The 22796-nt window shown below is 60.1% G+C and carries 22 protein-coding genes; 9 read left to right on the plus strand and 13 right to left on the minus strand.

Annotated elements, in window-relative coordinates:
• Window positions 1-17 precede the first annotated feature (17 nt).
• Both HBJ59_RS02815 and HBJ59_RS02820 read left to right on the plus strand, forming a co-directional pair.
• On the plus strand, window positions 18-2072 hold the full coding sequence (locus tag HBJ59_RS02815) for a S9 family peptidase (RefSeq protein ID WP_167662721.1): 2055 nt from the start codon (window positions 18-20) through the stop codon (window positions 2070-2072).
• Window positions 2073-2156: 84 nt separating this feature from the next.
• Window positions 2157-2630: a cyclic nucleotide-binding domain-containing protein gene (locus tag HBJ59_RS02820; RefSeq protein WP_076014807.1), complete on the plus strand. Its 474-nt coding sequence runs from the start codon at window positions 2157-2159 to the stop codon at window positions 2628-2630.
• Here HBJ59_RS02820 and HBJ59_RS02825 read toward each other — a convergent pair.
• Window positions 2627-2914 carry a hypothetical protein gene (locus HBJ59_RS02825; RefSeq protein WP_017479183.1) on the minus strand — a complete coding sequence of 96 codons (288 nt, stop codon included), beginning with the start codon at window positions 2912-2914 and terminating at the stop codon, window positions 2627-2629. The two genes, HBJ59_RS02820 and HBJ59_RS02825, sit on opposite strands and share 4 nt — an antisense overlap.
• Before the next feature lie 78 nt (window positions 2915-2992).
• Between HBJ59_RS02825 and HBJ59_RS02830 the strand changes: the two genes are divergently transcribed.
• Window positions 2993-3679 carry a spermidine synthase gene (locus tag HBJ59_RS02830; protein ID WP_167662722.1) on the plus strand — a complete coding sequence of 229 codons (687 nt, stop codon included), beginning with the start codon at window positions 2993-2995 and terminating at the stop codon, window positions 3677-3679.
• A 22-nt stretch (window positions 3680-3701) separates the two neighbouring features.
• On the opposite strand, the gene rarD is transcribed toward HBJ59_RS02830, so the two are convergent.
• From rarD to HBJ59_RS02845, 3 genes are all read right to left on the minus strand, one after another.
• On the minus strand, window positions 3702-4586 hold the full coding sequence (gene rarD / locus HBJ59_RS02835; RefSeq protein ID WP_076014825.1) for an EamA family transporter RarD: 885 nt from the start codon (window positions 4584-4586) through the stop codon (window positions 3702-3704).
• 559 nt (window positions 4587-5145) lie between these two features.
• Complete coding sequence (locus HBJ59_RS02840; protein WP_167662723.1) at window positions 5146-6051, minus strand: ParB/Srx family N-terminal domain-containing protein; 906 nt, start codon at window positions 6049-6051, stop codon at window positions 5146-5148.
• Window positions 6052-6084: 33 nt separating this feature from the next.
• Complete coding sequence (locus HBJ59_RS02845) at window positions 6085-7329, minus strand: OprO/OprP family phosphate-selective porin (RefSeq protein ID WP_167662724.1); 1245 nt, start codon at window positions 7327-7329, stop codon at window positions 6085-6087.
• Window positions 7330-7615: 286 nt separating this feature from the next.
• Between HBJ59_RS02845 and HBJ59_RS02850 the strand changes: the two genes are divergently transcribed.
• The 3 genes from HBJ59_RS02850 (at window position 7616) to HBJ59_RS02860 (ending at window position 9041) form a co-directional block, all read left to right on the plus strand.
• On the plus strand, window positions 7616-7990 hold the full coding sequence (locus HBJ59_RS02850; RefSeq protein WP_003210675.1) for a YajD family HNH nuclease: 375 nt from the start codon (window positions 7616-7618) through the stop codon (window positions 7988-7990).
• A 163-nt stretch (window positions 7991-8153) separates the two neighbouring features.
• Window positions 8154-8621 (plus strand): RNA methyltransferase, encoded by a 468-nt coding sequence (locus HBJ59_RS02855; protein WP_167662725.1) that lies wholly within the window; start codon window positions 8154-8156, stop codon window positions 8619-8621.
• Between the two features lie 69 nt (window positions 8622-8690).
• Complete coding sequence (locus HBJ59_RS02860) at window positions 8691-9041, plus strand: DUF2892 domain-containing protein (protein WP_076014811.1); 351 nt, start codon at window positions 8691-8693, stop codon at window positions 9039-9041.
• A 106-nt stretch (window positions 9042-9147) separates the two neighbouring features.
• Here HBJ59_RS02860 and HBJ59_RS02865 read toward each other — a convergent pair whose 3' ends face one another.
• The gene (locus HBJ59_RS02865; protein ID WP_167662726.1) at window positions 9148-10386 is read right to left on the minus strand and encodes a hypothetical protein; all 1239 of its coding nucleotides are present in this window, start codon (window positions 10384-10386) and stop codon (window positions 9148-9150) included.
• Between the two features lie 12 nt (window positions 10387-10398).
• Entirely contained in the window at window positions 10399-10848 is a 450-nt protein-coding gene (locus tag HBJ59_RS02870) for a YcgN family cysteine cluster protein (RefSeq protein ID WP_076014813.1), read from the minus strand.
• 153 nt (window positions 10849-11001) lie between these two features.
• Here HBJ59_RS02870 and HBJ59_RS02875 point away from each other — a divergent pair, with 153 nt between their 5' ends.
• Complete coding sequence (locus HBJ59_RS02875) at window positions 11002-11601, plus strand: nitroreductase family protein (RefSeq protein ID WP_076014814.1); 600 nt, start codon at window positions 11002-11004, stop codon at window positions 11599-11601.
• A gap of 84 nt (window positions 11602-11685) precedes the next feature.
• Here HBJ59_RS02875 and HBJ59_RS02880 read toward each other — a convergent pair whose 3' ends face one another.
• The 6 genes from HBJ59_RS02880 to HBJ59_RS02905 form a co-directional block, all read right to left on the minus strand.
• Window positions 11686-15153, minus strand: a complete 3468-nt coding sequence (locus HBJ59_RS02880) for a hypothetical protein (protein ID WP_167662727.1) — start codon at window positions 15151-15153, stop codon at window positions 11686-11688.
• A gap of 121 nt (window positions 15154-15274) precedes the next feature.
• Window positions 15275-16207 (minus strand): D-2-hydroxyacid dehydrogenase, encoded by a 933-nt coding sequence (locus HBJ59_RS02885; RefSeq protein WP_076014816.1) that lies wholly within the window; start codon window positions 16205-16207, stop codon window positions 15275-15277.
• A gap of 117 nt (window positions 16208-16324) precedes the next feature.
• Complete coding sequence (locus HBJ59_RS02890) at window positions 16325-16618, minus strand: YcgL domain-containing protein (RefSeq protein WP_003210667.1); 294 nt, start codon at window positions 16616-16618, stop codon at window positions 16325-16327.
• Window positions 16615-17748, minus strand: a complete 1134-nt coding sequence (rnd, locus tag HBJ59_RS02895; RefSeq protein WP_167662728.1) for a ribonuclease D — start codon at window positions 17746-17748, stop codon at window positions 16615-16617. The genes HBJ59_RS02890 and rnd overlap by 4 nt, the downstream gene beginning before the upstream one ends.
• Before the next feature lie 122 nt (window positions 17749-17870).
• Window positions 17871-18521, minus strand: coding sequence for a class I SAM-dependent methyltransferase (locus tag HBJ59_RS02900; RefSeq protein WP_076014817.1), 651 nt, complete (start codon window positions 18519-18521; stop codon window positions 17871-17873).
• A 144-nt stretch (window positions 18522-18665) separates the two neighbouring features.
• Window positions 18666-20039: a glutamine synthetase family protein gene (locus tag HBJ59_RS02905; protein ID WP_167662729.1), complete on the minus strand. Its 1374-nt coding sequence runs from the start codon at window positions 20037-20039 to the stop codon at window positions 18666-18668.
• Window positions 20040-20425: 386 nt separating this feature from the next.
• Between HBJ59_RS02905 and HBJ59_RS02910 the strand changes: the two genes are divergently transcribed.
• Complete coding sequence (locus HBJ59_RS02910) at window positions 20426-21202, plus strand: transporter substrate-binding domain-containing protein (RefSeq protein WP_167662730.1); 777 nt, start codon at window positions 20426-20428, stop codon at window positions 21200-21202.
• Here HBJ59_RS02910 and cynR read toward each other — a convergent pair.
• The gene (gene cynR, locus HBJ59_RS02915) at window positions 21177-22043 is read right to left on the minus strand and encodes a transcriptional regulator CynR (RefSeq protein WP_076014820.1); all 867 of its coding nucleotides are present in this window, start codon (window positions 22041-22043) and stop codon (window positions 21177-21179) included. The two genes, HBJ59_RS02910 and cynR, sit on opposite strands and share 26 nt — an antisense overlap.
• A gap of 110 nt (window positions 22044-22153) precedes the next feature.
• On the opposite strand from cynR, the gene HBJ59_RS02920 reads away from it, so the two are divergent.
• On the plus strand, window positions 22154-22795 hold the full coding sequence (locus HBJ59_RS02920; RefSeq protein WP_063032552.1) for a carbonic anhydrase: 642 nt from the start codon (window positions 22154-22156) through the stop codon (window positions 22793-22795).
• Window position 22796 lies beyond the last annotated feature (1 nt).

Genomic DNA, 22796 nt, shown 5'->3' on the forward strand with positions numbered 1-22796 from the left:
CAGACAGAGAGTGATCCATGCCCCCATCGACCCACATCACTGCCGCCCCGATCGCCCGCAAGGCCCCAGGCACCGACCCGTACGCCTGGCTGCAAGCGCGGGACAGCGCCGAGGTGCTCGATTACCTCAAGGCGGAAAATACCTGGCAAGACGCTCAACTGTCCGACCAACAGGCGCTGCGCGAGACCCTGTTCGAAGAGATCAAGGGCCGCATCCTCGAAACCGACCTGTCCCTGCCCTCGCCCTGGGGCCCGTACCTGTATTACACCCGCACCACCGCCGGCGACGAATACGCCCGCCACTACCGCTGCCCGCGCCCGGCGGATGACAGCCAACAGGTCGACGAAAGCGCGGAAGAGCTGCTGCTCGACCCGAACGTGCTGGCCAATGGCGGCTTTTTCTCCCTTGGTGCCTTCAGCATCAGCCCGGACCACCAGCGCCTGGCCTACAGCCTGGACACCAATGGCGAAGAGATTTACACCCTCTACGTGAAGGAATTGGCCACCGGCAAGGTCAGCGAACTGGAGTTCGAAGATTGCGACGGCAGCATGACCTGGGCCAATGACAGCCTGACCCTGTTCTTCACTGAACTGGACGACACCCACCGCCCGCACAAGCTGTATCGCTATCGCCTGGACGGCACCGCCGCCGAAGAAGTGTTCCACGAGCCCGACGGGCGTTTCTTCCTGCACTGCTACCGCTCAAGTTCCGAGCACCAGTTGCTGCTGGCCCTGGGCAGCAAGACCACCAGCGAAATCTGGGCCCTGGACGCCGAGCAGCCGCAGCAGGCGTTTACCTGCCTGGCACCACGGGTCGAAGGCCATGAATATGACGTCGACCACGGCAAGCTGGACGACCAGTGGACCTGGTTTATCCGCAGCAACCGCGACGGCATCAACTTCGCCCTGTTCCAGGCCGCCGACACCGGCAGCGTGCCGACCCAAGACGACTGGCAGAACCTGATCCCCCACGACGACGCCGTGATGCTGGATGGCGTGAGCCTCAACGCCCGGGCCATGACCCTGAGTTTGCGGATCGGTGGTTTGCCGATCATCGAAGTGCGCCCACAAGGCCAGGCCGCTTATCGGGTGGAATTACCGGATGCGGCCTACAGCCTCTATGTGCAAAACAGTCTGGAATTTGTCAGCGACAAGATCCGCCTGCGTTATGAAGCCTTGAACCGCCCGGCCCAGGTCCGTCAGCTGGAACTGGCCAGCGGCGCACAACAAGTGCTCAAGGAAACCCCGGTGCTGGGGGTGTTCAACGCCGACGACTACGTCAGCCAACGATTGTGGGCGACGTCGGCCGATGGCATTCAGGTGCCGATTAGCCTTGTAGTCCGACGCGACCAGTTGGGTAAGCCAACGCCGCTCTACCTGTACGGCTATGGTGCCTATGGCCAGAGCCTCGACCCGTGGTTCTCCCACGCCCGCCTGAGCCTGCTGGACCGTGGCGTGGCCTTCGCCATTGCCCATGTGCGCGGCGGCGGCGAACTGGGCGAAGCCTGGTACCGCGCCGGCAAGCAGGAGCACAAGCAAAACACCTTCAGCGACTTTATCGCCTGCGCCGAACACCTGATCGCCCAGGGCCTGACTACCTCCAAGCAACTGGCCATCAGCGGCGGCAGCGCCGGCGGCCTGTTGATTGGCGCGGTGCTCAACCAACGCCCGGAGCTGTTCCAGGCGGCGATTGCCGAAGTGCCGTTCGTCGACGTGCTCAACACCATGCTCGACCCTGAATTGCCGCTGACCATCACCGAGTACGACGAATGGGGTAACCCTGAAGAGCCCGAGGTGTATGAGCGGATCAAGGCCTACGCGCCGTACGAAAACGTCAGCGCCCAGGCTTACCCTGCGACGCTGGTGATCGCCGGCTACAACGACAGCCGCGTGCAATATTGGGAAGCGGCCAAGTGGGTGGCCAAGCTGCGCGATACCAAGACCGACGATAACCTACTGCTGCTCAAGACCGAACTGGGCGCAGGCCATGGCGGCATGAGTGGGCGTTACCAGGGATTACGTGACGTAGCACTCGAATATGCATTTGTTTTCAAGGCGCTGGGGCTGATTTAAGGAACTCCGCCTGGCGGACGGGTCTGAACACCTGACCGCCGGGCGCGCGCCCTGCACGATTTATGGACGAAGACTGTAAGCCTCATGCCAGAACCGACCTTACTCAATAACGAAATCCGCGACATGCTGATGGATTGCGGCCTGTTCGACCCGTTGCTGCCGGAAGACTTCCACGTAGCGGCGGGCTATTTCAACATCAGCACCATCGCCCGCGATGAAGTGATATTTCTGGAGGGCGACGCCGGCACCTTCATGTGCATCATCCACTCAGGCCAGGTGGCGGTGCAGAAGACCAACCATGAAGGTCAGCGGCTGACCATCGCCACCTTGCGCAGTGGACGGGCCTTCGGCGAGATGGCCGTGCTGGATGGCGAGCGCCGGTCCGCCAGCTGTGTGGCAGCCAGCGATTGCGTGCTGTTGAACCTGGGCAAGGATTCCCTGGAAAAAATGCTCAACGATGCACCGAAAATCGCGGCCAAGATCATTCGTGCGATTGCTATCGCCCTGTCCAGGCGCCTGCGCATGGCGGACGGGCAATTGCTGTCCCAGCAGTTTTAACCGCCTGGGGTCTTGGGCTTGATGTCGTTCTGCTGCAAGCCCGGGATTGTCTGGTCCTTCGGCGGCGTGGGCAGCACGATAGGCGCCAACAACGGTTCACCACTGCCGGCCGCCTTTGGCGTCGCCGGTGGCGTGACTTGCGGGTACGGTGTGGGCGTTGCAGTACCCGGCGAACCCGCCGTGGGCGCGGGGGTAATCGGTACGGTTTGCGACTCCTGAGCCTGGGCCACACCGCCAAGGGCGAGCGCGCTCCACACAATGACCGTTAGAATGCTGCACTTCATCGATGGCTCCATGGCCTGACCGTAAAGTCGTAAGGCTACTCCCAACCGCGCAAGAATGCCCTTCCCAATGAGATTTCCATGAAACGTTTTGTTCTGCTGGACACCACTCCGATCCCCGACAACGGCGGTGCCTTGTGCCTGTTCGAATACGGTGAGGATTTTGTCATCAAGATTCAGGGCGGTGACGGTGGCCAGTTGATGAACACCCGTATGCACGGTTCCGAGGATGCGCTGGCGGAGATTCCGTGCCGTAAAGTCGCCGGTCGGCCCGGCTCCAGGGTGTTGATTGGCGGCCTGGGCATGGGCTTTACCCTGGCTGCGGCGCTCAAGCACCTGGGTAAAACCGCCGAAGTGGTGGTTGCCGAGCTGGTGCCCGGCGTAGTGGAATGGAATCGCGGGCCGCTGGGGGAAAAGTCCGGCCGCCCGCTGCTGGACCCGCGCACCGTGATCCGCCTGGAAGACGTGGCCAAGGTGCTGCAGGCCGAGCCCCAGGGCTTTGATGCGATCATGCTGGACGTCGACAACGGCCCCGAAGGCCTGACGCAAAAAGCCAACAGTTGGCTGTATTCCGCCGGCGGCCTCAGCGCCTGCGCCAAGGCCCTGCGGCCCAAGGGCGTGCTGGCCGTGTGGTCGGCCAGCGCCGACAAACAGTTCAGCGAAAAACTGCGCAAGGCCGGCTTCAAGGCCGAGGAAGTGCAGGTGTTTGCCCATGGCAACAAGGGCACGCGGCATACCATCTGGATTGCTGAAAAGCTCAAGGGCTAAGCATTAACTGCGTGGGTTGCCGTCAGATCGACCGGCGCAGTCGATTCAAATGCCTCAAGCCTTCCAGCACCAACACCACCACCGCCAGCCAGATCGGCAGGTAGGTCATCCACTGGCCCGGTTTGAGGGCGTCTCCCAGCATCAGCGACACGGCCACCAGCAGCACCGGCTCCGCGTAACTGAGCAACCCGAACAGGCTGAACGGCAACAGCCGGCTGGCCATGATGTAGGAATAACCCGCCGCTGCGCTGACCAACCCCATCAGTGGCACCAGCCAATAGAGCGCCGGGCGCTGCGCCAGGGTCTCGCCGATGGGTTCACCACCCACGACGAACCACAGTGCGACCGGGATCATCAGCATCATGTCCAGCCACAGCCCGCCCAGGTTGTCGGTCCCGCAGCGCCGACGCAGCACGAAATACATTGGATAACCCACGCACACCACCAGCGTGGTCCAGGAGAACCCGCCCGTGCGGTACAACTCATTGGCCACGCCCACCGCCGCCAGCGCTGCGGCAATCTTTTGCAGATGTGAAAGGCGTTCGCCGTAAACGATGCGGCCAGTGATGACCATGGTCAGCGGTAACAGGAAATAGCCCAGCGACACATCCAGGCCGTGGCCGTTGAGGGGCGCCCACATGAATATCCACAACTGCACCCCCACCAGCGCACTGGTGACCACGACACAGGGCAGTAGGGCGGGTTTCTCCCGCAGCCGTTTATAGATCAGCGGCACCCACTTCCAGTCCCCGGAGAGGACCAGCAGCAGCGTCATGAAGGGCAACGAAATGAGCATTCGCCAGCCAAATATCTGCTGACCATTCAAGGGCTCAAGAAGGGAGGTAAAGAAATACAGCACGCCAAACAGGAAGGAAGCGGAAACCGCCAGAACAACGCCTTTAGACACAACAGCCTCTACAAAAAATTGCATGTTTTAAATTGAAGCCGGTCGTTATATTCACGCAGTGCGAATAGGAGCGAGATGAACATCATAACTTATTAACAGACACCACAAATTTATAACTCACGAAGACATAAGCCCCAAGTTATAAACTTACAAGAACAGGTTAATTCGTCGGTTTTTTTATTATTTTCAAGACGATCATCAGACTCTTCAACCAACCCGGTTTCGGTCATTGGAAGCAGCACGCTCTGGACGAGCGACTCTGATTTGAAACGCCACAACGTCAGCCACAGGGGTTGAAATCGTGAAGGGAAATCCCGATTTACGGGAAACTAACAGTTGCCAGGAAAGACCTGAGCCATTGAACACCTGACAGTGGGCCAGGAGACGCCACACTAAAGAAGCTGACAAAGTTAGTCCACTACTTTCTTGCCCGCTCTAACTATTTTTAGATTTCATCTAATTAACGGTGTTTATATCGATATCAGGTCGACCATTACTGTATATTTAGCCGTTATACGCTTTGCAGAAGCGACACAAGGTCGCCCCCGCCAGCCGCCAACTATTTGCTTCTACTGTCGATAACGTAGGGCACTTTCTTTTCGAAGGTACTCTTCAGTTCTTTGCGATTCAGCGTGGTGAAACCGCCGAGTTGCCGGGCGTTGAAGCCGCTGTCTCCCACCGGCGCATCCGGCGCCAGGCTGACCATGCGCTGGGCAACCGCTTTGATCGCATCCTGATACCCGCCCTGCTTGTTCAGGTTGAAGGCGCGCAGGTCAATCAGCGGCCGCAGCCAGTTGCCCCAATAAAACTCTAGAAATTCTGGCACGACCGCGCCCGAATTCGGTTTGCCATAGGACGCCTTGCGGGCGAAGTACACCAGGCTGCGGAAGGAATCGTCACTCAGGTTCTTGAAGCCCAAGTGCGCGGGAAGTTGCGCAGGCGTTATGGCTTGGCCGTTGCGGTCCTTGAGCCAGACCTTGTGGCCTTGTTCCATACGTTTCCAGAATGTGGCCATGTCCGGGCTATTGCTGAAATCGTCCGTCACCCTTACCCACATCTTCAACTGCGGCCCGGCGCCCGGCTGTTCCCACAAAGTGCTGAAACTGTGGTGACCGTCAGTCAGGTACAACTGGCCTGCAGGACCGACCACCACGGTTTTCATGTCCGCCGGATGAGCGCCCACCGGCTCCTTGCAGGTGAAGCTGTCGGGATTCTGCAGGTTCGCATCCTTGGGAACCTTTTTGGTGCCGCCCTGGCCATTGGTTTCGCAATATTCGTCGAACACCAACTTGGGTGATTCGGCAAACGCCCCCAGTTTGTAATGGATCTGATCAAAGCCGATGACCGCCTGGGTCGGATGAAGTTGTTCCAGTGCCACCTCAATCACCTGGCCCGGCTTGGGCGTGGAGAACGCCTGGGCTTGAAAGGTGCTCGCGCACAACAGCAAGGCTAATAACAAACGCATGAATTTCAATCCTTAATCAATGGAGGCAATCCTTCAAAACACGTACTGCACGCGCAAGGCCATGGCATCACCGTCCTGATCGCCGACGGCGTTCCCGAAGCCGTCGGACGAAGCCTTGACGTAGTTGGCCGAGATTCTCACTGCGTCGTTGGCGTACCAGTTCACACCTAAGGTGTGCACCTTGGCGGCGTTATCCAACAAATCGTGTTCCCGGACATTGAGGTGGTCATAACGATAGAAGACTTCCCAGGCACCGAGGTGTTTATCCTGCGCTTTGATCCGGTCGAATTTACCACCGTCGAGCTTATAGCCCCTCGCCTCGCCGGTCAGGGTATACGCCAACTGGCCGTAGTAGCCGGTGGCATCACGGTCATGGTTGCTGACGCCAGACTTGGCTACCAACTGTCGCCGCAGATACTCGCCCTGCAGGGAAAATGGTCCGGCGGCGTAGGCAAATTCCAAGCTGGCGGCCGAATCGCCGTCAAAGGCACCCAGGGTCTTGGGTGCCAGTTCCGGACGGTTGCCGTTGTGTGTGGTCTGCGACACGCCCCGAACACCCAGGCGGGTGCGAATTCTTCCGTCGAAACTCTCGGCGTCGCTGTAGGCGTAGCTCAGCCCGAAGTGCAGGACATGCCCCGGCCGCGCCAGAGGCGCAAACACCAAGCGCAGGTTGTAGTTATTGGCGCCCTTGCCATCGGCGTCTTTGTTAGAAGACGGGCGCAGGACACTCGCCGAGCCGTAGAACATTCCCGCCACCCCCGACACCTGTGCCCCCGAGCCTTCATCGCGGTCACTGACCCAAGGCGCAAGGTCGTTGAGCACACTGCGCTCGATCGCGGTGGTCCACTTGGAACTGGTAGCGCCCTCAAGGCTGAAGTCCGGGTCGAAACGGCCGACCTTGAACCTCACCGGATCCAGCCCCAGATAGCGGATGGTGGCCTCCTTGATCGGCGTATCTGTACTACTCAACTCCAGGGCAAAATTGTAGCCCCAGACGCCATAGGCCTTGCCGGACATTTCCAGGCGACTGCGGCGAAAATAGGCAGCGTCGGCGCGGCTACCGTTTTCGGTGTATAGCCCGTCGAAGGTATCGAAGTCCGCCTGCAAGCGGCCGCCAATCTGGAAAGCGAACTGATCATCCGTGGTTGCCACCTCAAGGCCGCCCTTGGTCTTGATGACAAGATCGGCGCCGTCCGTAGTGACAGTCCCGGCGAGCACCTGGACGGCACCAAGCAGCGCAGTGGCGCCCAGCGTGAGACGTGCGGAAAATATCGACATTTCAACCTCCCCTTGGTCAGGCTCCGACTGCATGGTCGGACCCGTTAGTTGTGAGGGGCGGCAGCTTGGCGACGAACAATTTCAGGGAAGTTGCAACCCTACGCACATTTAATGACAGGGCAGTCGACGTTGATTTGGCCGCGTGTTTTCGGGACCGGCTCAAACATTCAATTACAAATAATCAGGTCCTACAGCCGGTCCTACAACCGAAAAAGCCAAGGGCTAATTACCGCGCAAGCAGCTAGAATCAATGCTATCCGTGATCCACTAAAAGACAGGAGCCATGATGAGCTCGACCAACCCGCCCTCCCACACCGCCAAGCTGGACCGCATCCTCGCCGATGCCCAGCGTGACCGGGAAATGGGCTACCGCGACAAAGCCCTGAAGATGTACCCCCACGTGTGCGGCCGCTGCGCCCGCGAATTCGCCGGCAAGCGCCTGAGCGAACTGACCGTGCACCACCGCAACCACAACCATGACGACAACCCCCAGGACGGCTCCAACTGGGAGTTGCTTTGCCTGTATTGCCACGACAACGAACACTCGCGTTATACCGACCAGCAGTATTTCGGCGAAGGCTCCACCAGCAGCCCGACGATTGCCAAGGCGACCCACAACCCGTTTGCGGCGCTGGCCGGGCTGATGAAGAAAGACGACTGAGTATCTTCGCTGAATGTGAAGGACCCATCGCGGGCAAGCCCGGCTCCCACAGGGGAATGCATTCCAAATGTGGGAGCCGGGCTTGCCCGCGATAGCGATCGCCCAAGCAATACATTAGCCCGAGGCCGTATAATCGCGGCTTTTCTCGAAGGCACCCTTTCCCGTGGGCACTAAACGCTACAGTTGCATCGGTCTGTACAACCCCAAATCCCCCGAAAACGTCGGTTCGGTGATGCGCGCCGCCGGCTGCTACGGCGTGGCCTCGGTGTTCTACACCGGCAAGCGCTATGAGCGGGCCCGGGACTTTATTACCGACACCAAGAAGGTCCACCACGACATTCCGCTGATCGGTATCGACGACCTGAAAAAGATCCTGCCCCTGGGCTGCATCCCCGTCGCCGTCGAGCTGGTGGAAGGCGCACGCCCTCTCCCCGAGTACACCCACCCGGACCGCGCGCTGTATATCTTCGGGCCGGAAGACGGCTCCCTGGATAAAGAGATTCGCGACTGGTGTGAAGACGTGATCTACATCCCGACCACCGGCTGCATGAACCTCGCCGCCACCGTCAACGTGGTGCTCTACGACCGCTTGGCCAAGGGCAACAACACCCGTTCGGGTCCCAAGTACTGATTTTTTGGGAACGTCCGAGGCCTGTGTGCAGTCAGTTGCATATCAATAAGCCCTTGTTGGAGACAGATCATGAGCGACAGCAAAACCCTGCGACCCGTTATCCGGTCCACGCCGTTCGAGAGCCAGCCCACGCAAAACGTCCAGGGCTGGGAACGCATCGGCTCCCTGGCTGGCGGTGTAGTGATGATGGGCAAAGGCCTGCGCCGTGGCGGCTTTTTCGGTTTGATCCAAGTAGCGATTGGCGGCGTGGCGCTGGCGCGCGGGATCAGCGGGCACAGCTCGGCGAAAGAGTTGCTGGAGCGCAGCCGCCAGGAGATGAACACCGTGCGGACCAAGATCGAACGCGCCGGTGAGGAATTGAAAAACCTCAAGACCAAGGCAGAAGTGGCGGCCGAAAAAGCGACCAAAACCACGGGTTAACCTCGATCAAATGTGGGAGCGGGCTTGCTCGCGAATACGGAGTGTCAGTCATCGAAAGTGTTTCTGACACACCGTATTCGCGAGCAAGCCCGCTCCCACATTGGTTTCAGTGCAGCAGCTTGGTGTCCAGCACTACCGAAGATTCGCCAATAATGCTCTCCCCCAACTGCACAAACTCCTTTGTGCTGATGCTGTTCAAGCGCATCAGCGCCTGAGTCAGATCATCCAGCGAGCGCTTGTTGTGGGTTTTCACACGAATCTCGCGGTCCAGCTCCTGCAACAGCACCACCGCCCGTGACACCGTCGCGCCGTTGGCGTGCTCGACCCGCAGGGTGGTCACATCCTTGCCTTCCTTGGCCAGCCGGGCCTGTATCGCGGCGTAACGATCGTCGCTGATGCCACCCGCACGGCGCATCAGTTCAATGGCGTAATACTGCGCCAAGCCCTCGCTGATCCAATCGCTGCCTTGATGGTCGTTGAAGCGACCGATGGCCTGCACCACTTCGCGGATCAACGGGCTGCTGCCGTTTTCACTGACCAGCGGTGTACGGCTGCTGAGGTAGATCGAGTCCCGCGCCGAGTAAGCACCGCGCCGCATTGGGTCACCGGCGCCTACTACCAGCAGTTTTGCCGGGTGCCGCGGGAACGCCGCTTGTACTTGGGGCCAGACAAACGTCAGCAAGGTCAGCACATCCATGCGGTGCATACCCTGGCCTTTAGGTGAAGCCACGGTGATCTCGGTTTCCCCCAGGCGCATCCGGCGGCTGCCCAGGTTGCCGGCGAGCATCCAGCCGGTAGGCCGGTCAAACAGGCGGGAAACGTTATCGATGCGAAATTTATTCTTGCCGATACGCGGCCAGGACGTCTCGACGCTTTTCCAGCCGGCGGGCAGTTCAAACACCAGGCGCGACACCAGCTCAATGCCGTCCTGTTGATCCAGGCGTGCGGCGGGCACCAGGTCTTCGCCGCGAAACAGCGCCCAGCTCGGGCTCATGCGTGCTTCGTAAACGCCTTTCTTGCGCGCGTGGGTCAGGCGTACACGGTAGGTCAGGCTGGCCTTGTCGGCGCCGGGTTGCCACAGGCCACGGCTGTCACCCGGCGTATTGCCGGGCAACACCTGCCACTGACCATCGGCCTTGAAGTCGCTGTAGTCGCCGTCGCGACCCAGGTCGAAGTTGAGGCTGCGCACCGCGGAGCCCTGGGACAGGCTCAAGCGCACCTCTGCCTGATCACTTTGGGGCAGCAGCTTGACGTGATAGTCCAGGTCGACTTTCTTCGCAGCCCATGCCGACGTACTCAATGCGAGCAACAGCAGGCTTGCCGCCAGCCTGGCTCCAACCGTCATACACACTCCTTCTCAGCCCGCACGGAAAATCAGGTAATCCTCCCAGTCATCCTCGGGCACGCTGCCTTCGCTGAGCATGCGCCCGGACTGGGATATGCGTTGCTGGTGCACGACGTCGCGATCACCGCAAACCAAGTGGTGCCAAAGCGGCAGCTCCTTGCGCTCGCTGACCAGCCGGTAACCACAGGTAGGCGGCAGCCATTTGAACTGGTCGGCCTGGCCCGGGGTGAGCTGGATGCAATCGGGCACCGAGTCCCGGCGGTTGGGGTAATCGGTGCACTGGCAGGTTTTCAGGTCCAGGAGTTTGCAGGCGATGCGCGTGTAATAGACGCTGTTGTCGTCTTCATCCTCGAGCTTTTGCAGACAGCACAGGCCGCAGCCGTCGCACAACGACTCCCACTCATCCTGGTCGAGTTGTTCGAGGGTTTTGCGGATCCAGAAAGGTTCGACTTTAGCGGCCATGGCTCTACATCAGTATCGGTATGTTAAAAGGCCGCCAGTCTAGTGCCCATGGGCCCCGGGGCCAAGCGCTTACGACTGCCGGTAGAACAAGACTTGTCAGCCACCCGGCGGCGAAGTAGTTTTGAACCCCGGTTTTTCATCAGGATCAGCCCAATGAGCAGCAACCCACGCGTCGCCGACTACCCGATCCACCCACAATTTACCGACCGCTGGTCACCGCGCGCCTTTACCGGCGAGAGCATCCCGGTGGACACCCTGCTGAGCTTCTTCGAAGCCGCGCGCTGGTCGCCATCGGCTTACAACTCGCAGCCGTGGCGCTTTCTCTACGCGCGCCGCGACACGCCGAACTGGGAACGTTTCCTGGGCCTGCTGAACGAATTCAACCGTGGCTGGGCGCAGCATGCCTCGGCACTGGTAATCGTAGCGTCGAAAACCGACTTCCTGGTACCGGGCGCCACCGAAGAAACCCCGGCCCTGTGGCACACCTTTGATACCGGTTCGGCCTGGGGCCACCTGGCGCTGCAAGCGAGCCTCAGCGGCTGGCACACCCACGGCATGGCCGGTTTCGACCAAGAGCTGACCCGCAAGGAACTGAAGATACCAGAAGGTTACGCCCTGCACGCGGCCGTGGCGATTGGCAAACTGGGTGACAAATCAACCCTGGCCGAGTACCTGCAAGCCCGGGAAACCCCGAGCCCGCGCAAGCCATTGAGTGAGCTGGTGTCGGAAGGCGATTTCAATCACAACGATTGAATACGACCTGAAAATGGGTTGAGGCTTTAAAAAACCCTGCTGTTATAAACAGCGGGGTTGGTTAACCCAAGTGTAATTTCGACGTCAAGACGGCTTTACGATCAGCGTTTCATAGGCTTTACGCAGTTCTTCTTTACTGCGCTTATACATATTAAAGAGTATTGCCCCAAGTTCCTCACGTTCCAGTGCATTCAAATCCACTGGATAAATTTTATTATCCTTTGCGGAGTACATAAAATTCTTCAGTTGCAGGTCATTATGATAAATATTTTTTTGTTCCATTTCCCGGAATACATCATCAAGTAACGAACTAGCCTCTGGCGGCAAACTTCCCTTGGAAAATTTGCTCAGATCAGCCCCGTCTATTTTCCCCATCTTTAAATAGCGGCGACCATTTTCATACATTGTTGCTGCGAATCCCTCACCATAATAGTTATTCAAGCATAGGGTTTCGTTATCGGCGTAGCCGGCGGGAGGTGTCAACGATGAAGGACCATAGTCTTTATAGACGCTTTTCCCATCGAGACTTTCGTAGATTACTCCCTCCCCGCCTCCGCCAATCCTGGGCCCCAGATCTGATGCGACCGTAGGCCCGTTTCCGCCACGGGCGCCCAGGCGCTGCCATTGGTCCCCCTGAAGGTGCTGCACCAACACCGGCGTTTGCCGGTTCTTGTGATAAATCTGCGCCTGCACGGCATCGTCGGCGGTGCGAGTCACTTGCCGTACTTCGTACACCGCAGTGTTGCCGGCGGTATCGGTATGGCGGATATGGGACAGGTGACCCTCCGGCGCCACATAGATGCCCTGACTGTTGCGCGCAAGCCCGGCAATTTTCGATTCAGGGACCTTGTAGTCGCCAAACAACCGATTGTTCAGTGCGCTGCCGGGGTCGATGGGTGTCGTGATAATCGCGCCATCCATCGCACTGGTTTTCGGGGTGAACCCTTCAAGAGGGCTGCCGTATGCCCGCATCCTGTCCACGTCAAACGCATACCATCGACCGCTGTGGAGTACGGCGCCTCCATCAACGTTCTGGCCCGCAACCTTGAAGGTACCCGACGCCGCTGCGTCATAGTGTTTGCTGGCCGCTTTCAACAGGTCATAGCTACCGCTTGCGCCCTTGAGTTTGTCGACCGCCTCTGCGCCGGTTGAGCGTACAAAGCTGGCACCCTTGCCCAGCAGCCGAGCACCGCCCGCGACCAGATCGCCCACGCCATCCAACGGGTTGAACGCTTGAACAGCAGCCACACCGATCACCTTTGCCACCTGCAAGGCTTTGGCGGCGGTGCTGGCAACCTTGGCGCCGACCTTCGTAACCTTTGCTGCCACACCTGCGCCGGCCGTGACAAAACCGAAGACATCCAGCGCCAGGTCACTTGCACCCTCCACAGGGTTACCCTTGGAAAAGTTGACAATGGCTGACCTGAGGGGAATCAGGTCCAGGAAGAAGTTGGTGACGTTCCACTCGGTTGCCATTTGTTTATCGAACGCCGTGACGCCCTTGGCGTAGGTCTTTACCTCATCGCTGTCGAGGTCAAGATGCTCAACAAACGCGTCGGCGATGCTCTGGGTTCGCACGCTGGAAAAGCTTGCGGGAGGCGTTGATGAGTGGTCTTGAGTTTTTTGGCTGAGGGCAGCATCGCTCACAGCCTTGGGCGTAAAGCGTTCGGTCTTGAACACCTTGTTGGCTTCCCGCGCCCTTTGTCTGGTTAATTCCGTGAGTGGCACCGCCTTGATTGCACCTGCCTTCAAGTCAATTTCATAAACGGTATCGTCATCCTTTCTGGAGGCCTTGACCCACAGCTTGCTCTCCGTGCCCTGTAGTTTTTTAGAGGTGAAGTCGAGGCCCAGTTCGTAAGTGTTTTTCTGAAAAAACTCGAGTTTTCCGAACTCCAGCTTTTCTCGGTCCGCCAGTGGCAGTGTTGCCACAAGGTGCTTGATGGTCGTGCCAACGCCTTGCTTGCGCGAGGTGATCGCTTGTTCGAATTGTCCGTTGAAAATTTCATTCACGCCGAAATCAAGGCTCTTGCCTCTGATCGCCGCAACGACGCGCGGGTCTTTACTCTCCCATTTGTAATGGCCAAGCCCGCTCATGGCGATATCCAGCAACGAAAAATGCCCTGCAGGTGCGCGGTTCGGATCATAAAGCGGCTGGACTGAAGATTGTTTCGAGTCGACAACCTTCAGCAGTTTTTCTTCAAAGGGAACGCCCTCTCCAAACCGCTCCTTCAGGTGAGCCAAGGCAATGTCTCTACGGCTCGGAATGGCGGTTTCCAGTAAACCGGTAGCCGCAAGCGTCGACTTCAGTTGTGCGTTGAACGCTGTCCTTACGGTGTCGATCTCGGCGGCGCTGTAATGGTCACTTTGCTGCTCAGTGACAATCCCGTTGACCACGCCCCAGTCCACCAGGGCCGCTTTCTGCGCGTGTTCAGTGGCGGCCCGATTCGTCACCATCGCGTTTTCAGCGCTGGACATGACCTGGGCAAAGGTCATGTGCGCCACCTTTCCGGGGAACTGCGCTTCTATGGCCGCCGCCGCGACAGTGAGGCTTACCCAGGCCGGGCTGCCGTACGTCACACGGTCGGGAATGTCCTTGATCAAAAACTCGGGGGCCTTTCTTGCCAGTAACAGATAGGCACCGGCCTTGGCCATCTCGGGACTGGTCTTGTGATTTTCGTGCAGGTAAGTGCTCAGGCGCTCGAGCACTGCCGAAGCCGGCCTGCCCCAGTGCGCTTGTTGGGCGAGGTCGAAACCCGCCACACGGTTGCGGTGCGGCGCGGTAATGGACTCGGGATCCAGCAGCAGGTGGATTGCGCTCAGTGCGTATTCGTTCACGCTGGCATGGGTGGCGACGCCCCCGAGCTGGTCCTGGATGGCTTGCCCCAATGCCTGCCCCCGGGTGGAGCTGACGAGGGTTTCGAGGGCCTTGGCAGGATCAGTCAATGCCTCGCCAGACAAAGGCTGGTTCGCGTTCAGATATTCCAGCACACCCACGCTTGCGCCGATATGCGGTGCATTGGGGTTCTGGCTGCCATGGTCGGTCGCCGCCGCCAGCACCCTGCGCAGCTGACCGGCGCTCATGGGAACAGGCCAGGACAACCCGCCGCCAAAATTGCCGAGCGGATGCTCCAACGCCCTGTCGCTCACCGCGTGGGCATGGCCGGTCAGTTGAAAATGATTGGTGGGCAACCCCAAGCCGATACTTCTGAGAAAGGTCTCTAGCGTCGCGGCTTTATTCGCCTGAGCCGGGAAAGACGAGTCGGCGCGTATCTGCATCGGTGTCGTTTGCAACGCAGCCAGCACCGCCTGGGGCCTGGCATTCACGCCCAGGCGGGTGGCGACTTCGCTGAGTTTTTGCCCAAGGGTATGCAAATTTTCGCGGTCGCCCAACGCAGCCTGAAGACCCGGTTGTCGAGGGTTTTGAGCACTGATTTGCGTGTTGGGATCGGTAGCAATGATCGGAGTCGACGAGCTCGCCGCCGGATCAATCGAAGGAGGGTAAATGACCGAAGTTACCCGTGCAGACAGGGGTACAGTGCCAGCATTCAACATGAGAACGTACCATTATAAAAAGGGTACGAGCCTCACATACGACCGGCAAAGCGGACATCTGATTAGTGTTTGCAGAAATTTGTAAGCGCCCGGCAACATGCGTCGCCGGGCCGTCGCGCTATCAGTAACCGCGCTCGAAACTCACTTCGCCGCGCAACGTTTCCTGCGCCTGATACGCCCGCAAATTCTCGACAAACAACCGCACCATCATCCCCGGCGAAGTCGGCGCCGAGCTGTGCCCAGTCAGCAGCAAGCCCCAGGCGGTCCAGAACGGATGGCGCTGGGGCAATGGCTCTTGCCGGCAAACGTCAATCACCGCGCCCGCAAGATGGCCTTCCTTCAAGGCTTCCACCAGGTCCGCATCGACCACCGCCACACCGCGCCCGACGTTGATGAACAACCCGGTCGGCTTGAACTGTTTGAACAACGCCGCATTGTACAAATCATGGGTGTTCGGCGTGTTGGGCAGCAGGTTTACCACGTAGTCCACCTCGCCCACCAGGCGCGGCAACTCTTCCAGCCCGGCGACTTCGATAAACGGCGCCTGCTCACGGGCTTCGCTGGCGATGCCATACAACTCAACACCAAACGGCAGCAGGAATTGCGCGACGCTACGGCCGATATCACCCGTACCCACGATCAGCACCTTGCGCCCCGCCAGGCTCTGGCCCATGCGGTTATCCCACTTGCGCTCGACCTGGCTGACCAGGCGCGCCAGCACTTCACGCTCATGGCCGAGCATGTAAGTCAGCACGTATTCGGCCATCACCTGGCCAAAAATGCCTACGGCGCGGGTCAGGCGATAATCCCGGGGCAGGCCTTCAGCCAGCAGCGGCGTGATGCCTGCCCAGGTCGATTGCAGCCATTGTGGCTGATGGCCCTGGCGCAACAAGGTGGCCAGGAGATCCGGCTGGCCCAGCCACACCGGGCAGTCGGCCGCCAGGCGCGACAATTCAGCGGAGTCGCCGCTGGTCATGACCTCAAGGTCCGGCGCCGCTTCGCGCAGCAGCCGGGCGTACAGCGGGTGATCGTGTTCAGCAATCAGAACGCGCATGGTTCAAACCTTTCAAAAACACTGCAGGCGGCCGCCGGTCCACTTCACTGTCCCTTGCGGCCGCCGCCAAAAATTGAATTCCATTGATGAATGTGCCCCGGACGGGGCACTGACCGATCACATCGGGTCATTCCGTCGCAGCAGCTCTTCGGGCAAGTGTTCGATGTACTCGTCCTCGGCCGGCGGCATTTGCAGGTGGTAGCCCTGCTTCTCGAGGTTCTCCAGAACTACGGTGATGTCCTCGCGGGACAGCTTGCGCTCCGGGCTCAGCACCAGGTCAAAGGCGTGGTGCGGTTTGCCGAAAGCGGCCAGCAGACTTTCCGGCACGCGCTCCAGTGCATCGCTTTTCAGCACGTAGAGGTACATCTCGTTTCGTTTGAGGCTGCGATAGATGGAGCAGATACGTTTCAAGGCTGTTCTCCGGCAGTGGCCAGGCTGTCCAGCAGCGCCTGGCCCATCAATTCGCGGCGCCAGCCACGCAGCGAATCTGGCAATTGGTATGGCCCCTCGGGGTAGCCACTCTTGACCAGGGCTTCGAGGGTTTTCTTGCGCAGCATCAGTTCCGGCGCCATGTCCAGGCGTTCAGCCTCGGTCTGGCCAAGGGCGCGCAGTTGCTTGATCAGCGTGGCGGCGTCCACCGGCAATGGCTCGGCGACCGCCGGTGGCCACTGGTCCATGGGCACGCTGCTGGCACGTTTGATCAGGCCCAGCAGGAACTCGCCGTCCTGGCGCACGGTGCGCGGGTGCATGTCTTCGATTTTGCCCAGCGCGGCGAGGTTATCCGGCTGGGATTTGGCCAAGGGCCATAACGAGTGTTCACGAATGATCCGGTTGCGCGGCAAGTCCCGGGCACGGGCTTGCTGCTCGCGCCAGGCGCACAGTTCGCGCAATACCGCGAGCTGGGCACGGGACAGTTTCCAGGCCAGCTTGGCGTCGCGGTAGACCTCGTAGGGGTCGACTTCGCGGCGCAGGTTGGCCACCAACTCGGCACCGTCTTCCAGGACCCAGGCGTATTTGTCGTCGGAAAGCTTCGGGCGCAGGCGTGTGTAGACTTCCGCCAGGTGCACCGCGTCTTCGGCGGCGTAGCTGATTTGCGTCTCGGACAATGGCCGCTGCAGCCAGTCCGAACGGGTTTCACCCTTGGGCAGGTCGATATCGAGGACGGCTTGCACCAACCGCGAATAGCCCATGGAGAAGCCGAGGTTCAAATACGCCGCCGCCAGTTGGGTGTCGAACAACGGCACCGGCAAGCTGCCGGTCAGGCGCAGCAACACTTCCAGGTCTTCACTGCAGGCGTGCACCACCTTGATCACCGCCGGGTTTTCCAGCAAGGCGGCCAAGGGTTGCCAATTGTCGATGGTCAGGGGGTCGATCAGGTAAGCGCGAACGCCATCACCGATCTGGATCAGCCCGGCAATGGGATAAAAGGTGTCGACCCGCATGAATTCGGTGTCGAGGGCGACGAATGGCAACTGCTGCCATTCGGCGCAGTGCTGGCCGAGGCTATCGTTGTCGCAGATCCAGTGAATATCGATGGCCACACGGCTCTCCCTTGAAGAATGGCGCGCAGTATATATCGCGAAAGGGAGTTGCGAGCATTCGCAGTACAGCATCCGCCATGAAAACTCTTACAGGAGCTGAAGAATAGTCCGACAGTCGGTGCTTATCCTCTCTTACGCAGGACATAGACCCGCCACATGGCCGAACCGGGCATGAACTCCTGTTGAGTGAGGACCTTGAAACCGGCCTGGCGAAACTCGGCTTCCACTTGAGCCCGGTGGCTGGCGAGTGGCGTCCCGGCGGGCTGCAACGCTCGATAGCCGCTGTCACTGTTGACCGAGACGATCACCGTGTCGCGACTCACGCGGTGAAATTCAACGAGCAGCGCCAGGCGCCCTTCGGCCGTCGGCACATGACGAAACAACTCCATGCAAAAAATGCAGTCCACCGCGTTGGCCGACAGGCCGATGGAAAACGCCGAGCCCTGGAAGGTCTTGATCCGCTTGAGCAAGGCAGGCGCGTGGTGGGTACGGGCGTGGTCGAGCATGTCCTGGGAGTTGTCCGACGCGAGGATCACCCGATTGGTGTGCTCGGCCAGTACCGGCCAAAACCGCCCCGTGCCGCACGCCAGGTCAAGAATCAGCCCCGGCTCGCCGGCGATTTTCAGCGCACGGCGCACCAACTGCTCATCGCGCCAAAACCCCAGGCGCCGCAGCAAACCCGGAGGGCGCGTGTCGGCGCAGACCCGGGCATGCTCCTGGCCTGTGCGTTCGGCAAATTCAATCTCGATGGAAGACGGCGGTTGCGACGGCATCACACGACTCTGTTAATGGATCAGACATTCGCAGCTTAACCACTGACTCGTGAAAAAAAGGTCGAAGGATTGTTCGCCGTTCGTACCGAGCCAGTATCCAGCGCACAGCCTGTCTGTTAACTGTCTGTGATCAGGGCTTCATCTTCAGGCCTGATGCAAATACCAGCGCCAATCCTGCTCGCCCACCTCGCCCATGAACTGGCGGTACTCGGCCCGTTTGACCGCCAGGTACACGCCAAGGAATTCGCCACCAAACGCTTCCCGCGCCCAGGCCGAGCCCTCGAGTGCGCGCAAGGTGGTCAGCCAATCGGTGGGCAACAACTCCTTGGCCTGGGCGTAACCGTTGCCTTCCACCGGCGCGCCGGGGTCGCGCTGTTCGCGGATACCCCGATGGATACCGGCCAGAATCGCCGCCGCCGCAAGGTACGGATTGGCGTCGGCGCCGCAGATGCGGTGTTCGATATGCCGGGAAAACGCCGGTCCGCCGGGCACCCGCAGTGTGACGGTGCGGTTGTCCACGCCCCAGGTGGCGGCCAGCGGCGCGTAGCTGTTGGTCTGGAAGCGCCGATAGGAGTTGGCGTTGGGGCAAAACATCAGCAACGAGTCGAGCAACGTACTGAGCATGCCGCCCACCGCATGGCGCAACAGCGGCGTGCCGTCGGGAGCTTCGCTGGCAAACAGGTTATTGCCGTCGCGGTCCGCCAGGCTGACGTGCATGTGCATGCCAGTGCCGGCCAGATCATCGAAAGGCTTGGCCATGAAACACGCGGTCATCCCGTGCTTGTGGGCCACGCCCTTGACCAGCCGTTTGTAACGCACCGCCTCGTCCATGGCTTGCAGGGCATCGCCGCGATGTTCCAGGGTGATTTCCACCTGGCCCGGGGCGTATTCGGAAATCGCCGTACGCGCCGGAATGCCCTGGAGTTTGCACGCGCTGTAGAGGTCGGCGAGGAACGGTTCGATCTGTTCCAGCTCCCGCAAACCGTAGACCTGGGTCGAGCGCGGGCGGCCGCCATCGACATCCCGCGCCGGTTGCGGGCGGCCGTTGCTGTCGGGTTTCTGGTCGAGCAAATAAAACTCCAGCTCTGCTGCCATCACCGGGTAATAGCCGTCGGCCTTGAGGTCGTCGATCACCTTGGCCAGCAAGTGCCGGGGATCGGCCACGGTGGCGGGCATGCCTTCGGTGGGGTGCATGCTGACTTGCACCGCCGCCGTCGGGATCAGCCGCCAGGGCATGCGCTGCAAACTGCCGCTGACCGGGTAGGCGCGGCAGTCGATATCGCCGACTTCCCAGACCAGCCCGGAGTTCTCCACGTCGTCGCCATTGATGGTCAGACCGAGGATCGTACTCGGCAGCGGCCGGCCACTTTCATACACCGCCAGCAGTTCATCGCGGTGCAACAGCTTGCCCCGGGGCACGCCGTTGTTATCGAGGATGAACAGCTCGAACATCTCGATATCCGGGTTCTGTTCAAGAAAGGATTGGGCTTCGTGCAGGGTGGCAAAGGGCGTGCTCATGGGCATTCTCATACGTTCGCGTCAGGCAGGCGCGCAGGCGCTGCCGGGCAGATGCGCGGGGCATCCATGGGGCAAATCAACGTAGGAGAAAGGTGTCCGGTGGGCGTGCGTGGCGGCAATGCCACAGCGCCCAGAAGGCAAGCTCGGAGGGAAGCGCATCAGCGGTGATCCGACGACGATCCGGACGGTTGGACGCGGTAGCGCCTGGCGATGTCTCAGGGTGTGTGTCGGGGGAACCGTCCATGCGCAAATCACAGTGAAGAGATGCCGGGCAGCCTCACACGCGAGGTTAAGCCGTTAAATCCAGTCTTGACGGAGTTTGGTTGTGCCGTGGCTAAACATTTGCAAATAATGGCGTCCCTGCTCATGCCCAAGGACCCGACCGCATGAAAGCTTTGCTGACCCTTTCCCTGCTGGCCGGCCTGTCCGCCCAGGCCCTAGCCGACAGCCCCGTGTCGCGCCTGGATGAAGTGCTGCAACGCGGTGAAATGACCGTCTGCACCACCGGCGACTACAAGCCCTACACCTATCTGCGCCCGGACGGCAGCTACGAAGGCATCGACGTCGCCATGGCCCAATCCCTGGCCAAGAGCCTTGGGGTGCAGGTGAAGTGGGTGCCGACCACCTGGAAAACCCTGATGCCGGACTTCCTGGCCCAGCGCTGTGATATTGCGGTGGGCGGTATTTCGGTGTCCCTCGAACGGCAGAAGAAGGCATTTTTCAGCCAGCCATTGGGCGTCGACGGCAAGATCCCGCTGGTGCGCTGCGCCGATGTGCAGCGCTATCAGACGGTGGAGCAGATCAACCAGCCGCAGGTTCGGGTGATCGAGCCTTCGGGCGGTACCAATGAAGTGTTTGCACGGGCGCACTTGGGTAAGGCACAGCTGACGCTGTTCCCGGACAACGTGACGATTTTCGAAGAGCTGCTGGCCAACAAGGCCGACGTGATGATCACCGACGCCAGCGAAGCCCGGTATCAGCAAAAACTCAAGCCGGGGCTGTGTGCGGTGAATCCCGAGCGCTACATGCAATACAGCGAGAAAGCGTTTTTACTGCCTCGCGATGACGTGGCATGGAAGAGTTATGTGGACCAGTGGCTGCACTTGAGCACGGTGACCGGGGTGTATGACGGCATCATCAATCAGTGGTTGGCTGCGCCCTGACCAGATCGACAAACGCCCTGCACGCGGCGCTGCGATAGCCTCCCTTGCGACTGAGCAACGCCGCCGTGCGTTGCGGCAACGGCGGGCTTAGCGGCACCGCCTGCAACCCCGGTTGTACCTGGGCAATCGCACTGGGCAGGATGGTCGCCAACTGGGTGCTCCGTACGATTTCGATAATCGCGCTGATGGAATTGGCCTCCACGGCAATCAGAGGTTTCACCGCCTGGCTGCGAAAATATTCATCGATATAGCGGCGCGTGGCGAAGCCTGAGTTCAGCAACACCAGCGGTTGCTGAAGCCACGACTGTTGGCCGATATCAGCATGGCCAGAACTCACCACCACACTCAACGCTTCGACAAACACCCCTTCACACGCGATATCCGGCAAATGCTCGCCGGTAAAACCGATGCCGATATCCAGCAAATCTTCCGTCAGTGCTGCCTCCATGCGGTCCTGGGTCAGTTCCTCGACACTCACTGTAATTCCCGGATACAGCCCGTTAAATCGGGCCAGCAACGGCCCGATCAGGTAAGCGGTAAAGGTCGGCGTCATCGCCAGGCGCAAGCTGCCACGGCTCAAGTCCTGCACGTCATGCATGGCGCGGGTGCCGGCCTGCAGATCCTGCAACGCCAGGCGCGCAAACCGCACATAAGCCTCGCCCGCGTCGGTCAGGCTGACGCTTCTGCCGGAGCGATCCAGCAGCGGTGCGCCCAAGGTATCTTCCAGTTGCTTGATCTGCTGCGACAAGGTCGGCTGCGACACATGCAGCGCCTCGGCCGCCCGAGTGAAATTACGGTGCTCGGCGACGGCCAGCAGGTAGCGGATATGACGCAGCAACATGAATGGCTCCAACTATAGGCATGACTTATAGAAACTATAATAAGCCGGTCTTGGACGCTATAGCTGAAAACTTCCATCCTTGCCCCATCAGCGACGCAAGGAGAACCACCATGCAAGACCTCATCGACGGCTTTCGCAAGTTCCAGGGTGAAGCCTTCACTCAACGCAGCGACCTGTTCAAGCACCTGGCTACCACACAAAACCCCGGCACGCTGTTCGTGTCCTGTTCCGACAGCCGCGTAGTCCCGGAGCTGTTGACCCAGCAGGAGCCTGGTGACCTGTTTGTAATCCGTAACGCCGGCAACATCGTGCCGTCCTACGGACCAGAGCCCGGCGGCGTGTCGGCCACCGTCGAATACGCGGTAGCCGTTCTCGGCGTCAGCGACATCGTGATCTGCGGCCACTCCGACTGCGGCGCCATGACCGCCATTTCCACCTGCAAATGCCTCGACCACTTGCCTGCCGTGGCCAACTGGCTGCGCCACGCCGAGTCGGCCAAGGTGATCAACGCCGCCCGCACTCACGCCTCCGACGCCGACCGGCTGAACTCGCTGGTGAGGGAAAACGTGGTCGCCCAGTTGGCCAATCTCAAGACCCACCCTTCCGTGGCCCTGGCCCTGGAACAAGGCCGGCTGAGCCTGCACGGCTGGGTCTACGATATTGAAAGCGGCGGCATCGACGCCCTGGATGGCCGCAGCGGGCGCTTCGTGTCCCTGCTCGACCACCCGACCACCCGCGCCCACGCGGCTTGAA

This window comes from Pseudomonas sp. AN3A02 (genome assembly GCF_011765255.1).
GTDB lineage: Bacteria > Pseudomonadota > Gammaproteobacteria > Pseudomonadales > Pseudomonadaceae > Aquipseudomonas.

What these genes read in the sequence shown, in the direction of transcription:
- HBJ59_RS02815 (WP_167662721.1), top strand. Translation starts at nt 18, where the DNA reads ATGCCCCCATCGACCCACATCACTGCCGCCCCGATCGCCCGCAAGGCC.
- HBJ59_RS02820 (WP_076014807.1), top strand. Translation starts at nt 2,157, where the DNA reads ATGCCAGAACCGACCTTACTCAATAACGAAATCCGCGACATGCTGATG.
- HBJ59_RS02825 (WP_017479183.1), bottom strand. Translation starts at nt 2,914, where the DNA reads ATGAAGTGCAGCATTCTAACGGTCATTGTGTGGAGCGCGCTCGCCCTT.
- HBJ59_RS02830 (WP_167662722.1), top strand. Translation starts at nt 2,993, where the DNA reads ATGAAACGTTTTGTTCTGCTGGACACCACTCCGATCCCCGACAACGGC.
- HBJ59_RS02840 (WP_167662723.1), bottom strand. Translation starts at nt 6,051, where the DNA reads ATGCGTTTGTTATTAGCCTTGCTGTTGTGCGCGAGCACCTTTCAAGCC.
- HBJ59_RS02845 (WP_167662724.1), bottom strand. Translation starts at nt 7,329, where the DNA reads ATGTCGATATTTTCCGCACGTCTCACGCTGGGCGCCACTGCGCTGCTT.
- HBJ59_RS02850 (WP_003210675.1), top strand. Translation starts at nt 7,616, where the DNA reads ATGAGCTCGACCAACCCGCCCTCCCACACCGCCAAGCTGGACCGCATC.
- HBJ59_RS02860 (WP_076014811.1), top strand. Translation starts at nt 8,691, where the DNA reads ATGAGCGACAGCAAAACCCTGCGACCCGTTATCCGGTCCACGCCGTTC.
- HBJ59_RS02865 (WP_167662726.1), bottom strand. Translation starts at nt 10,386, where the DNA reads ATGACGGTTGGAGCCAGGCTGGCGGCAAGCCTGCTGTTGCTCGCATTG.
- HBJ59_RS02870 (WP_076014813.1), bottom strand. Translation starts at nt 10,848, where the DNA reads ATGGCCGCTAAAGTCGAACCTTTCTGGATCCGCAAAACCCTCGAACAA.
- HBJ59_RS02875 (WP_076014814.1), top strand. Translation starts at nt 11,002, where the DNA reads ATGAGCAGCAACCCACGCGTCGCCGACTACCCGATCCACCCACAATTT.
- HBJ59_RS02880 (WP_167662727.1), bottom strand. Translation starts at nt 15,153, where the DNA reads ATGTTGAATGCTGGCACTGTACCCCTGTCTGCACGGGTAACTTCGGTC.
- HBJ59_RS02885 (WP_076014816.1), bottom strand. Translation starts at nt 16,207, where the DNA reads ATGCGCGTTCTGATTGCTGAACACGATCACCCGCTGTACGCCCGGCTG.
- HBJ59_RS02900 (WP_076014817.1), bottom strand. Translation starts at nt 18,521, where the DNA reads ATGCCGTCGCAACCGCCGTCTTCCATCGAGATTGAATTTGCCGAACGC.
- HBJ59_RS02905 (WP_167662729.1), bottom strand. Translation starts at nt 20,039, where the DNA reads ATGAGCACGCCCTTTGCCACCCTGCACGAAGCCCAATCCTTTCTTGAA.
- HBJ59_RS02910 (WP_167662730.1), top strand. Translation starts at nt 20,426, where the DNA reads ATGAAAGCTTTGCTGACCCTTTCCCTGCTGGCCGGCCTGTCCGCCCAG.
- cynR (WP_076014820.1), bottom strand. Translation starts at nt 22,043, where the DNA reads ATGTTGCTGCGTCATATCCGCTACCTGCTGGCCGTCGCCGAGCACCGT.
- HBJ59_RS02920 (WP_063032552.1), top strand. Translation starts at nt 22,154, where the DNA reads ATGCAAGACCTCATCGACGGCTTTCGCAAGTTCCAGGGTGAAGCCTTC.